Annotated in this window: 14 protein-coding genes; 7 read left to right on the top strand and 7 right to left on the bottom strand. The window is 68.0% G+C overall.

The annotated features are described in order from the left end of the window. Positions 1-61 precede the first annotated feature (61 nt). The 4 genes from GEV28_RS03640 (at position 62) to GEV28_RS03655 (ending at position 4,082) form a co-directional block, all read left to right on the top strand. Positions 62-313: a hypothetical protein gene (locus GEV28_RS03640; RefSeq protein WP_291408548.1), complete on the top strand. Its 252-nt coding sequence runs from the start codon at positions 62-64 to the stop codon at positions 311-313. A gap of 52 nt (positions 314-365) precedes the next feature. Next, positions 366-1,892: an ATP-dependent DNA ligase gene (locus tag GEV28_RS03645; RefSeq protein ID WP_291408550.1), complete on the top strand. Its 1,527-nt coding sequence runs from the start codon at positions 366-368 to the stop codon at positions 1,890-1,892. A 344-nt stretch (positions 1,893-2,236) separates the two neighbouring features. Next, positions 2,237-2,632, top strand: a complete 396-nt coding sequence (locus tag GEV28_RS03650) for a low affinity iron permease family protein (RefSeq protein ID WP_291408552.1) — start codon at positions 2,237-2,239, stop codon at positions 2,630-2,632. A 10-nt stretch (positions 2,633-2,642) separates the two neighbouring features. Continuing rightward, positions 2,643-4,082 (top strand): GuaB1 family IMP dehydrogenase-related protein, encoded by a 1,440-nt coding sequence (locus GEV28_RS03655; protein ID WP_291408555.1) that lies wholly within the window; start codon positions 2,643-2,645, stop codon positions 4,080-4,082. A 1-nt stretch (position 4,083) separates the two neighbouring features. Here GEV28_RS03655 and GEV28_RS03660 read toward each other — a convergent pair whose 3' ends face one another. Next, complete coding sequence (locus GEV28_RS03660; RefSeq protein WP_291408557.1) at positions 4,084-4,806, bottom strand: DUF998 domain-containing protein; 723 nt, start codon at positions 4,804-4,806, stop codon at positions 4,084-4,086. Positions 4,807-4,925: 119 nt separating this feature from the next. Continuing rightward, positions 4,926-6,266 (bottom strand): PhoH family protein, encoded by a 1,341-nt coding sequence (locus GEV28_RS03665; protein WP_291408558.1) that lies wholly within the window; start codon positions 6,264-6,266, stop codon positions 4,926-4,928. A gap of 594 nt (positions 6,267-6,860) precedes the next feature. Here GEV28_RS03665 and GEV28_RS03670 point away from each other — a divergent pair. After that, on the top strand, positions 6,861-7,118 hold the full coding sequence (locus tag GEV28_RS03670; RefSeq protein WP_291408561.1) for a hypothetical protein: 258 nt from the start codon (positions 6,861-6,863) through the stop codon (positions 7,116-7,118). 58 nt (positions 7,119-7,176) lie between these two features. Here the strand turns inward: GEV28_RS03670 and GEV28_RS03675 are convergent, their stop codons facing one another. Next, positions 7,177-7,968 carry an isoprenyl transferase gene (locus tag GEV28_RS03675; RefSeq protein WP_291408563.1) on the bottom strand — a complete coding sequence of 264 codons (792 nt, stop codon included), beginning with the start codon at positions 7,966-7,968 and terminating at the stop codon, positions 7,177-7,179. Positions 7,969-8,036: 68 nt separating this feature from the next. Here GEV28_RS03675 and GEV28_RS03680 point away from each other — a divergent pair, with 68 nt between their 5' ends. Together GEV28_RS03680 and GEV28_RS03685 are read left to right on the top strand one after the other, a co-directional pair. Then, entirely contained in the window at positions 8,037-8,474 is a 438-nt protein-coding gene (locus GEV28_RS03680; RefSeq protein WP_291408565.1) for a CoA-binding protein, read from the top strand. 52 nt (positions 8,475-8,526) lie between these two features. Next, the gene (locus tag GEV28_RS03685) at positions 8,527-9,204 is read left to right on the top strand and encodes a hemolysin III family protein (protein WP_291408567.1); all 678 of its coding nucleotides are present in this window, start codon (positions 8,527-8,529) and stop codon (positions 9,202-9,204) included. A 48-nt stretch (positions 9,205-9,252) separates the two neighbouring features. Here GEV28_RS03685 and GEV28_RS42110 read toward each other — a convergent pair whose 3' ends face one another. The 4 genes from GEV28_RS42110 to GEV28_RS03700 all read right to left on the bottom strand — a co-directional run bounded on the left by GEV28_RS42110 (position 9,253) and on the right by GEV28_RS03700 (position 11,496). Next, positions 9,253-9,450 (bottom strand): tyrosine-type recombinase/integrase, encoded by a 198-nt coding sequence (locus GEV28_RS42110; RefSeq protein ID WP_367115024.1) that lies wholly within the window; start codon positions 9,448-9,450, stop codon positions 9,253-9,255. 39 nt (positions 9,451-9,489) lie between these two features. Further along, positions 9,490-9,624, bottom strand: a complete 135-nt coding sequence (locus tag GEV28_RS42115; protein WP_367115025.1) for a hypothetical protein — start codon at positions 9,622-9,624, stop codon at positions 9,490-9,492. A 307-nt stretch (positions 9,625-9,931) separates the two neighbouring features. Continuing rightward, on the bottom strand, positions 9,932-11,002 hold the full coding sequence (locus GEV28_RS03695) for a macro domain-containing protein (RefSeq protein ID WP_291408569.1): 1,071 nt from the start codon (positions 11,000-11,002) through the stop codon (positions 9,932-9,934). Positions 11,003-11,010: 8 nt separating this feature from the next. Then, positions 11,011-11,496: a DUF4433 domain-containing protein gene (locus tag GEV28_RS03700; protein WP_291408571.1), complete on the bottom strand. Its 486-nt coding sequence runs from the start codon at positions 11,494-11,496 to the stop codon at positions 11,011-11,013. Between the last annotated feature and the right edge of the window lie 158 nt (positions 11,497-11,654).

Raw genomic sequence — 11,654 nt, forward strand, 5'->3', positions numbered from 1 at the left:
GCGCCCGCACGGCGAGCAACGCCAGCGCGAGCGGCACCGGCCCCAGCACCACATCATCAGGTTGACGTCCCCGCGCCACTCCGGTTGCCGGGGCCGGTGGCCCTGGAACGGCGCCGCCGGCCCGATCGACGACGCCGCGCCGAACACGGTCCGCGCCGCGGTGACCGTCCCGAACCGGGCGGCCAGCGTGACCCGGCTCCTCGCGGTCGAGGTGCTCGAGGCGGCCGTCGGTACCGGCCGCCCGGACTCCGGGGCAGTCCGCGATCGGGCCGCGTCGGCAGGTCGACCAGTCGGGGACGAGGTCCGGGGGTGAGCCGGCGCTCCACGAGCGGCGTGCTGTCGGTGGGCGGGGGCATGATGGCGTCGTGTTGCTCGCAGATGTCGTACAGACCTCCGCGGCCGTGTCGGCCACGCGGTCCCGGCTGGCCAAGGTGGAGGCGCTCGCCGGCCTGCTCCGGCGGGCCGGGGACCAGGTGCGGACCGTCGTCGGTTTTCTCGCCGGGGCGCCTCGGCAGGGGCGGATCGGGGCGGGGTGGCGCACGCTCGTCGAGCTCGACGTGCGGCCCGCGGACGAGCCGTCGCTCACCGTGGCGCGGGTCGACCGGGCCTTCGACGAGATCGGCGCGACGTCCGGCAAGGGGTCGGCGCAGCGGCGGACCGAGCTTCTCCAAGAGCTGTTCGGCGCGGCCACCGTCGGCGAGCAGCGGTTCCTCATGCACCTGCTCACCGGGGAGCTTCGGCAGGGCGCCCTCGAAGGGGTCATGCTCGACGCCGTCGCCGCGGCGGCCGAGGTCGGCAGGGAGCCGGTGCGGCGGGCATTCATGCTCTCCGGCCGGCTCGCGGACACCGCCGAGGCCGCGCTCCGGCGCGGCGAGGCGGCGCTCGGCGAGTTCGGGCTCGAGATCGGCCGGCCGATCCGGCCGATGCTCGCCTCGCCGGGCGAGACGCTCGACGAGGCCATGGGCGGCCCGCCGGTCGTCATCGAGTACAAGCTCGACGGCGCCCGCATCCAGGTGCACAAGGACGGCGCCGACGTCCACATCTACACCCGCACCTTGCGCGAGATCACCAGGTCCGTGCCCGAGCTGGTCGAGCTGGTGCGCGGCCTGCCGGCCGTCACGACCGTGCTGGACGGGGAGACCCTGGCGCTCAACGACGACGGCCGGCCGCGACCGTTCCAGGAGACGATGAGCCGGTTCGGCGCCACCAGCGATCGCGAGCTGCTGCTCCACCCGTACTTCTTCGACTGCGTCCACCTCGACGGGCAGGACCTCGTCGACGCCCCGCTGCGCGACCGCAACAAGGCCCTGCACAAGGCGGTCGGCGACGCGCTCGTCATCCCCGGCGCCATCGAGCCGACCCGGGAGGAAGCCGAGCAGGTGCTGGCCGACGCGCTCGACAAGGGGCACGAGGGCGTCGTCGTCAAGGAGCTCGACTCCACCTACCAGGCGGGCCGCCGCGGCAAGGCCTGGCGCAAGATCAAACCGGTGCACACGCTGGACCTGGTCGTACTCGCGGCCGAGTGGGGGCACGGGCGGCGCACCGGGTTCCTGTCCAACCTCCACCTCGGCGCCCGCGACCCCGACGGCGGAGCGCCGATCATGGTCGGCAAGACCTTCAAGGGGCTCACCGACGAGCTGCTCGCGTGGCAGACCACGGAGTTCCCCAAGTACGAGGTCCACCGCACCGAATGGGCCGTGCACCTGCGCCCGCACCTCGTCGTCGAGATCGCGCTCGACGGCGTGCAGGTCAGCTCCCGCTACGACGGCGGCGTCGCGCTGCGCTTCGCCAGGGTCGTGCGCTACCGGCCGGACAAGGAGCCACCCGAGGCCGACACCATCGACGCGGTCCGTGCCATGCTGACTCGACCGTCCACAAAGGACAACCAGTGAGCGGCCAGGTCGTGTCTCGTGGATCTTGGTCGATGGGGTTCGTGATCCAGATGTCTCCTGGCAAGGCGGCGGTAGGTCGCGCATACCGGGTTGTACTCGGGCCTTCCGACAACGCGGCCAGGGGACAGCTGGGCGCGAATACCACGATCCAAGATCCACGAGACATGGCCTAGTGTCGCGTGATCCTGTTCCTTTGCGTCCGCTGTGGATCAACGTGGTTCCTGGCAAGGCGGAGGAAAGCCGCTCGTACTGGATGTACTTGGGTTTTTCTCCAACGCAGCCAGGGGCCGCGTTGGCCGCAGCGGCGTAAAGGTTTCAGGGTCACGCGACACTAGCCTCGGCCGATGGAGCACAACCCCGCGGCCGAGAGCCGCAAGGCCGGCGACCGCCGCTCGGTCTTCGACCGCTTCGTCGAGCACACCCACCGCCGGGCCAGCCAGGCTCCCTTCTTCGTGATCTGCGCCGGCATCGTGGTCATCTGGCTGGTCAGCGTCCCGCTCTGGACCGACCTCAAGGCCTGGCAGACGGCCATCCACACGGTCGCGAGCATCTTCACACTGCTCATCGTCGTCCTGCTCGAGAACACCGGACGCCGCGCCGAGGAGGCCGCGCAGGAGAAGCTCAACGTCATCGCCTTGGCACTCGCCGCGCTCGTGGAGTCCGGCGCCCGCGCCGACCCCGAGCCGCCGGAGGCCACCACCGCGCTCCGCGAGGCGGTCGGCCTGGAAGAACGGCATTAGGCTCGACGGCGTGCGCTTCCTCAACGACACGCCGCCGGCCTACGACCTCACCTACGACGACGTCTTCCTGGTGCCCGGCCGCTCGTCGGTCGAGTCCCGCTTCGACGTCGACCTGTCCACATCGGACGGAACGGGGACGACGGTTCCCGTGGTGGTGGCCAACATGACCGCGGTCGCCGGCCGGCGGATGGCCGAGACAATGGCCCGCCGCGGCGGGCTCGTCGTGCTGCCGCAGGACGTCGACCCCGAGGTCGTGGCCGACATCGTCGCCTGGGTGAAGTCGCGGCACACCGTCTGGGACACGCCGCTCGTGCTCACCCCCGGCGACGCCGTCGCCGACGCGCTCAACCTCCTGCCCAAGCGCGCGCACGGCGCCGTGGTCGTGGTCGACGAGGACGGCCGCCCGGTCGGCGTCGTCGACGAGGCCGCGTGCCTCGGCGTCGACCGCTTCACCCGGGTGTCCGAGGTCGCCGACCCCGACCTGCTGACCATGCCCATCGGCACACCACCCCGCGAGGTGTTCGACCGGCTGCACGGCCGCACCGCCCGGATCGCCGTCGGCGTGGACGACCACGGCCGGCTCGCCGGCGTCCTCACCGAGGTCGCCGCGCTGCGTGCGGGGCTCTACCGGCCCGCGGTCGACCAGGGCGGCCGGCTGCGGGTGGCCGCGGCGATCGGTGTGAACGGCGACGTCGCCGCCAAGGCGAAGGCCCTGCTCGAGGCCGAGGTGGACACGCTCGTCGTGGACACCGCGCACGGCCACCAGGAGAAGATGCTCACCGCCCTCGAGGCCGTCCGCGGCACCGGCCCGGACGTGCCGGTTGTGGCGGGCAACGTCGTGACCGCCGGCGGCGTCCGCGACCTCGTCGAGGCCGGCGCCGACGTGGTCAAGGTCGGCGTCGGGCCGGGAGCCATGTGCACCACCCGGATGATGACCGGCGTCGGCCGCCCGCAGTTCTCCTCCGTGCTCGAGTGCGCCCGCCAGGCCCGCGCGCTGGGCAAGAGCGTCTGGGCCGACGGCGGCGTCCGGCACCCCCGCGACGTCGCGCTGGCGCTGGCCGCCGGCGCCTCCAGCGTGATGGTCGGCTCCTGGTTCGCCGGCACCTACGAGTCACCCGGCGACCTGCAGCGCGACGAGCACGGCCAGCCCTACAAGGAGTCCTTCGGCATGGCCTCCAAGCGCGCGGTGAGCGCCCGCACGCGCGGCGACGGCGCGTTCGACCGGGCCCGCAAGGCGCTGTTCGAGGAAGGCATCTCCACGTCCCGCATGCGCCTGGACCCCAACGCGCCGAGCGTCGAGGACCTCCTGGACTCGATCTGCTCGGGGGTGCGCTCCGCCTGCACCTACGCCGGCGCCACGACCCTCGAGGAGCTCCACTCGAAGGCCGTGGTCGGCACCCAGTCCGCGTCCGGCTTCGCCGAAGGAGCACCCCTGCCCCGCGGCTGGTGACCTACCGGACGCGCTGCGCGGGGATCCGCACCGGCGCCGCGGCCGGGGCGCGGAACCGCAGCGGCAGCAGCACGATCTGGCCCAGCAGGATCAGCTCGAGCACGAACAGCATCCGCTGGAACAACCCGTTCAGCTCTCGCAGCATCTCCGGCATCACGCCGAAGTGGCTGGTCATGAACAGGGCCAGCACGGCCGAGGTGACGATCACGTTGGCGTACAGCCACTTCCGGTACCGGGCCTGGTAGCCCACGCCGGTCAGCTGGCGCGCCACCAGGAACGCCGCGATCGGCACGCAGAAGAACACCACGCCCGCGGCGTACCGGTGGATCTGCGCCGAAGTGGACAGTGACTCGCCGAGGTCGGTCCGGAAGACCGCCGCCAGCAACGAGCCGAGAACGGCCAGACCCAACGCGAACCGCAGCAACCCGCTGCCCAGCAACCGGATCGCGGCCAGTCCTGCCATCACCCCGATGCCGGCGACGGCCATGCACATCAGTGCCGCCTCGAACATCCAGCCGACCTTCGGCACGAACACGTAGTCGGACATGGTCGTGTTCAGGATGCTCATCCGGTCCCAGGCGGTGACCGTCAGGTTGGTCATGAACAACGCCGAGAGCACGATGCCCGCGAGGCCGAGGCGCACGGCGAAGACGGAGGGACTCGGGGCGGCGATGCGGACGCGGAGCGGCGCCCGCTCCTGGGTCGGCTCGAGGTAGGTGGTCACGAGATAAACGCTCTCGTGCCGGGCCTTCCCGAACCATCCGGGAAACTCCCGACTTCACCCGGGGGCTACCCCTACCAGCCTTACCAGGGACGGGCGCCGCGCGTGATCGACTCGGCGGCTCAGCTCGCGTGGTCCTCCAGCATCTCGGTGACCAGCGCCGCGATCGGCGAGCGCTCCGACCGGGTCAGGGTCACGTGCGCGAACAGCGGGTGGCCCTTGAGCTTCTCGATGACCGCCGCGATGCCGTCGTGCCGGCCGACCCGCAGGTTGTCCCGCTGCGCCACGTCGTGGGTGAGCACCACCCGCGACCCGGTGCCGAGCCGGGACAGCACGGTCAGCAGCACGTTGCGCTCCAACGACTGCGCCTCGTCGACGATCACGAACGAGTCGTGCAGCGAGCGGCCGCGGATGTGGGTCAGCGGCAGCACCTCGAGCATGCCGCGGTCGAGCACCTCGTCGATCACGGCCTTGCTGACCAGCGCGCCGAGGGTGTCGAACACCGCCTGCGCCCACGGCTGCATCTTCTCGGTCTCCGAGCCGGGCAGGTAGCCGATCTCCTGGCCGCCGACCGCGTACACCGGCCGGAACACCACGACCTTGCGGTGCAGCCCGCGCTCCATGACCGCCTCGAGGCCGGCGCACAGCGCGAGTGCCGACTTGCCGGTGCCGGCGCGGCCGCCGAGCGAGACGATGCCGACCTCCTGGTCGAGCAGCAGGTCGAGCGCGACCCGTTGCTCGGCGGAGCGGCCGTGCAGGCCGAACGCCTCCCGGTCACCGCGGACCAGCTGAACCTGCTTGTCCTTGGTGACCCGGCCGAGCGCGCTCGCCGATGCCGCGATGAGCCGCAGGCCCGTGTTGGTCGGGAACTCGCCGCCGGACTCGATGCCGTAGGACGCGAGGTCGATCTCGCCGTCCTTGAACAACGCGTCCAGCGCCTCGCCGGGCACCTCGACGTCGGCCATCCCGGTCCAGCCGGACGGGGTGACCTCCTGCGCGCGGTACTCGTCGGCCTCCAGACCGACCGCCGCGGCCCGCACCCGCAGCGGGATGTCCTTCGTGACCAGCGCCACGCCCTGGGTCTCGGCGGCCAGGTTCAACGCGCAGGCGAGGATCCGGGCGTCGTTGGAGTCGGCCCGGAAACCGGCCGGCAGGACGCCGGGGTCGGAGTGGTTGAGCTCTACGTGGAGAGTGCCGCCCACGGTTCCGATGGGGATCGGCTTGTCCAGCCGGCCGTGTCGTTGCCGCAGGTCATCGAGCAGTCTGAGCGCCTCCCTGGCGAACCAGCCGAGCTCCGGGTGGTGTCGCTTGCCCTCGAGCTCGCCGATGACGACGAGTGGAAGGACGACGGCGTGCTCGGCGAACCTTGTCACCGCCCACGGGTCGGAGAGCAGCACTGACGTGTCGAGAACGTAGGTACGGCGCTGGTCACCCGGGCCTCCTGAGGAACGCGAAGCGGTCACGGCAACTCCCACGCGAACGCGACACCCACGTTCGCTCCTCGTAGGGCCAGGCACCCACCCAGGCTGGACGATCAGGTCAGCGTCTCGACCTCCTCGACGCCGACCGCGTCGCCCACGAGGGCCGGGTGCCGGCCCTCTCGATCGTCACCATCACGACCTGGGCCTCCCGGAACGGGCCGCGTGGGCGCGACCCGTCACTTCGGACGCTACCCGCGGTCGCCGCTACCCGACAGGCAGCCACGCAGGTGATTTTCGGTTCGTGACGCACGTGCAGATGCAGAATCCGGCTACTCGGAGTGATCATCACCGCTGACCTGGGGCATCCGCCGTCCGGGCGACCCCAACCGGCCACTCAAGGCTCCCGTACGCCGCTGACCAGGCACAACCCGCTGCCAACCGTTTGCGCGCCGATCACACAGCAGCACCGTTTAATCACCCCGAAAACCAGAAGTGGTGAACATGCCGAAATCTGTAACACGATGGAGTATCTGGCAACGCGGAGCCATTCGTTTCCGAGTAACTTTGTCCCGACGGAGTGCAAAGAACGGACCCCGTGCAGTTTCCCGAAACCCCATTGTCGAAGGAGATGGAAACGTGCTGAAGAAGGTTGGCGTTGTCGCCGCTGCCGCCATCGGACTGTCCATGATCGCCGCCCCGGCGATGGCCACCGCGGACCCGATGGACCTGCCAGGCATGGTGGAGCCGGGTAGCTACCCGACGTTCGGGGACGCGTACAACACGTTCATCCTCGGCGGTGGCGCTCTGGGCTACGGTGCCGCTTCCCTGGTGGCCGGCGCCTACACCGGTATCGCCACCACCCCGGCGCTGATCGCCCACTCGTTCGCGGACTGATTTTTCCGCGCAACAAATAATGCGAGGACTCGGGATTAATTCCCGAGTCCTCGCATTTTCATGAGCCGAACCGGCGGTGCCGAATCGCGTAGTCGCGCAGCGCCCGCAGGAAGTCGGTGCGCCGGAAGTCGGGCCAGTAGGCCTCGCAGAACCAGAACTCGGAATGCGCGGACTGCCAGAGCAGGAATCCGGACAGCCGTTGTTCACCGGAGGTTCGGATGACGAGGTCCGGGTCTGGCTGCCCCGAGGTGTAGAGGTGCTCGGCGATGTGGTCGACGTCGAGGACCTCGACCAGCTCCTCGATCGTCGTGCCCTCCTCGGCGTGCTGCTGGAGGAGCTTGCGGACCGCGTCGGCGATCTCCCGGCGGCCGCCGTAGCCGACCGCGATGTTGACCTCCATGCCGGTGCGACCCTCGGTCCGCCGGGCCGCCGCGACCAGCCGGGTGGCGGACTCGTCGGGCAGCACGTCCAGCGCCCCGATGATCCGCAGCCGCCAGGGGTTGCCCACCTCGGCGAGCTCGTCGACGACGTCGCCGATGACCTCGAGCAGCGTCGCCACCTCCTGCGCCGACCGGTTGACGTTGTCGGTCGACAGCAGCCAGAGCGTGACCAGCTCGACATCGGCCTCGCGGCACCACGTCAGCAGCTCGGCGATGCGGGTGGCGCCGACCCGGTGGCCGTCGTTGACGTCGGTGAACCCGGCCTCGCGCGCCCACCGCCTGTTGCCGTCCAGCACGACACCCACGTGGCGCGGGTGCCGGCCGGCCGCCTGCTGGATGAGCCGCTTGTCGTAGAGGCCGTAGACGAACTTGGCAGCTTTCTTGCGGAACCTCCGCCAGCTTGCACTCACGTCCCCGCAGGGTACGCCGCCGGGTCGGGCCGGGCGCGGCACGCGCTGGATGAGGGCACAATCGAGGTATGCAGCGAACCGAGATCGACCCGCGCTGGCAGGACCTGTCGGTGATCGAGCGGCTGGTCCGCGAGTCGCGGACGGTCGCGGTCGTGGGTCTGTCCGGCAACCCCGGCCGGCCGAGCTTCGGGGTGGCCCGGTACCTGCGGCAGGCCGGGCTGCGGATCTTCCCGGTCAACCCCGCGCTGTCGTCGTGGCAGGGCCTGCCGGCGTACGCGACGCTGGCCGACCTGCCCGAGCCGGTGGACATCGTGGACGTCTTCCGGCGGCCCGAGCACGTGCCGGACATCGCCCGCGAGGCCGTCTCGGCAGGGGCCGGCGCGCTGTGGCTGCAGCTGGGGGTGATCAGCGAGGAGGGCGCGGCGCTCGCCGCCGCCGGTGGCCTCGACGTGGTGATGGACCGGTGCCTCGCGGTCGAGCACCGCGAGGTGGTCGGCTGGTCGTGACTGAGTTCACAGCGGCTCCGGCCACAACCTACGGTCCCGTAACCTGGGCTCTGTGCCTGCCGCGACGCTGAACCCACCGCCTGCCCAGCACACGAAGCCGCGCATGCGCGGCGTGATCCACTACTGGTCGTTCCTGGTGTCCGTGGCCACCGGTGCCACGCTGATCTCGGTGGCCGCGTCGACCGTGTCCGCCACCGCGGGCTGGGCGACGGCCGTCTACGGCGCGACGGTGCTCGGGCTGTTCGGGGTGAGCGCGCTGTACCACCGGCGCTGGTGGGTGAGCCTGCGCGTGCGGGCGTGGATGAAGCGCCTCGACCACTCGATGATCTTCATCTTCATCGCCGGCACGTACACCCCGTTCTCCTTGCTGGCCATGCCGAAGCCGACGGGTTACGTCGTCCTGTCGGTGGTGTGGGGCGGCGCGGTCCTGGGCGTGGGGCTGAAGCTGCTGTGGCCGCACGCCCCGCGCTGGCTGGGGACGCCGATCTACATCGCCCTGGGCTGGGTGGCCGTGTTCGTGCTGCCGGACCTGCTCACGTATGCCGGCGTCGCGGCCTTCGTGCTGATCCTGGTGGGCGGCTTGTTCTACACGCTCGGCGCGGTCTTCTACGCGACCCGCTGGCCCAACCCGTGGCCGAAGGTGTTCGGCCACCACGAGTTCTTCCACGCGGCAACGGTCCTGGCCGCGCTCTCCCACTACATCGCGATCTGGCTGGCCATGTACGCCTAGCTGCGGTTTTACTGGTGTCGCTCCCTGCCAGGCCGCCCCCAGGCCGTCTCACGCAGCGGCCTGCGCTTGCTCGGTAAGGAAGCCGTCGATCGCACGCCGAGTCCTCTCATGGCTGGTCGGCATGAGGTGGGTGTAGACGCGGAGCGTGAAGCCGGGATCGCTGTGGCCGAGGTACTGAGCCAGTGCCTTGACCGACTCGCCGGCATCCAGCAGTACCGACGCGAACAGGTGGCGGAGCGCGTGCATGCCGTGCTCCCGCGTCGACCCGGTGGCCGCCGGCCTCGACTACAGCGGCACCGACCGCGTCTTGCCGCGCTTCGGCGGGGCGAACACCGGCTTGTTCTCGACGAGCCGGACTTGCCGAACAACGTTGACCACCTCGGCCTCGCGATCGATGTCGTCCGGCGAGAGCCCGAACACCTCACCCTGGAACGGCGAAGCTACGGCAAGCTGGGAAGGCGACAGGTCGTCCGGTCGCGATCGTGGACAACAACAGCAAACCGCCATTGCGGTGTACCTACTCCGGCGTGGGCTTGACAAGTTTGTGGACCTAGTTAGGAATGCGCGAGTTAGAGCCATCGCTTATGCAAATAAGTCAGGCAAGGCCGACCAATTCGCCGAACTTTTCCCCGCAGGCCATCGTCACCAGCATGGGCCAGCTTGTCTCTGCTGTCTGACTCGGGCCTCCACCCAAGGCCTTGTTGTGCAGTTTCGAGGTTTCGACAGCTCATTTGCTTATAAGGTCGACGTCAACCAGCTTCTTCCAAGCTGCCTCAACGTGCGATTCAGTAAAGAGCTGACTCTTACGCGGCGACCACGTGCTGATAGCGGCCCACGCGTCGTGACTGGTGCGACAATTCTCATACACAGAGACCCAATGCGTGCTGGCCAGCAATTCGATGGAGTACGGCCCTTCGAATCCTTCAACTATCTCCATGACAGGATCAATAATCTCACTTTGAATCTTTTTCCCAATCGACGATTCGTTGGCAAATCGCCGGGACTCATTGATTCCCTCGTCAGTGGGGCTAATCGGATCAAGTCGCTGCACCGGCGCCGTCCCATCACCGAATCCCTGCAGATAGACAGCTTCCATCTGCTGAATAAGATGGCGGACTTGATCGCTGTATGGACCGTAAAGACCTGGCTCGAATCTCAGACGCAAGTCGGGTGTTGTCAAGTGCGCGAAATACATCAGCTTCTGAATCTCAAGATGAGAGGCGCCGCTAGTTCCTTCCCAAGGTTCAACAGCCAATCTACGCGCAACATACTCTTCAATTAGCTGGATGAGAGTTGCGCGGCCCCAAGTCATCTTGAGCGACTCTGGAGATAGATTCCGCGCCGCGTTCGATGGCGTGTACAGGCGTACATCGACGTCAGGCATGGCCTGCAATTTATCGCGGATTACCTCCTCCACTTCCGGCCATGGAAGGCCTCCATTTCCAGCCCCCAACGGCGGAATAGCAATTGAGTGGATACCGAGCGATCTGATAGTCTCTATAAGATCATCTAGCCCCGATTCGATGTCACGAATTCTCGACTTGGCTCGCCAGTGCTGTTTGGTTGGAAAATTGATGACGTAACGAGGGCCAGTGCTCGAACTCAGTTCGTAGACAAACATCTTTCCCAACCGAACTTGGCCAGCCTTACATGCTGCTGCATACGCACTGAAGTTGTCTGGATACTTACGCTTGAACTGAAGCGCGATGCCCTTACCCATCACGCCTACACAGTTGACGGTGTTGACGAGGGCTTCAGTGTCCGCAGCCAGGAGGTCGCCGGCGCCTTCGGTGATCATGATCGCTCCTAGTCGTAGTAGAACATAGGTTCGACTTGATAGTGCCTGCTGCCACCGACAGAACCGAGCGCCGTACGTGCCACATGCAGCGTGACCTGCGTCTTCGCGATGACGTCAGAGATCAATTCCAGCGGTACTCGGTCGAGTACCAGCACCTCTGCTGCCCGCCGGCCAGGACGGTAGGGGTCGTCCGGCGTCTTGCTCCACATGCGCTGACACAACAGGTTGAAGTCCACGAAGTCACCTAGCCCGATCAAGTTGCGCGTAAACCTCACGTAGTTCGTCGCCGCGTTTGCATCGCTTACACACCATATTAGTCCGGAATCAATGATGGCACCAATTGAAACCCCCAGGAAAACCAATGGATCTGCGCCACCGTGGTAGTCCAGGTGACCTTTCGTCACCGCATAAAGCATCGGAGATTTTGCCGCGATGTAAAAGGGCACATGATCAGAAACGACCTTATTGCTCGGATACAGGTCGTCGGGTTGCACGTCGATGACGTCTCTTCTGGTAGCTGTTCAGCCTGAGTGACAGGTCGGCGGTGGTCGCCACCGGTGATCCACTACGGTTTTGATCATGGGGTCAGGCCGGGAAGCAGCACACGACGACGTCGTGTCGTTGTTGGCCGCCAAGGACGCCGAGATCGCGA

This window comes from Actinophytocola sp. (assembly GCF_009379765.1).
Taxonomy (GTDB): domain Bacteria; phylum Actinomycetota; class Actinomycetes; order Mycobacteriales; family Pseudonocardiaceae; genus Actinophytocola.

Bases quoted from the DNA above. Each gene is read 5' to 3' on its own strand.
- GEV28_RS03650 (WP_291408552.1), top strand. From the start codon at position 2,237: ATGGAGCACAACCCCGCGGCCGAGAGCCGCAAGGCCGGCGACCGCCGC.
- GEV28_RS03680 (WP_291408565.1), top strand. From the start codon at position 8,037: ATGCAGCGAACCGAGATCGACCCGCGCTGGCAGGACCTGTCGGTGATC.
- GEV28_RS42110 (WP_367115024.1), bottom strand. From the start codon at position 9,450: ATGCACGCGCTCCGCCACCTGTTCGCGTCGGTACTGCTGGATGCCGGC.
- GEV28_RS03695 (WP_291408569.1), bottom strand. From the start codon at position 11,002: ATGATCACCGAAGGCGCCGGCGACCTCCTGGCTGCGGACACTGAAGCC.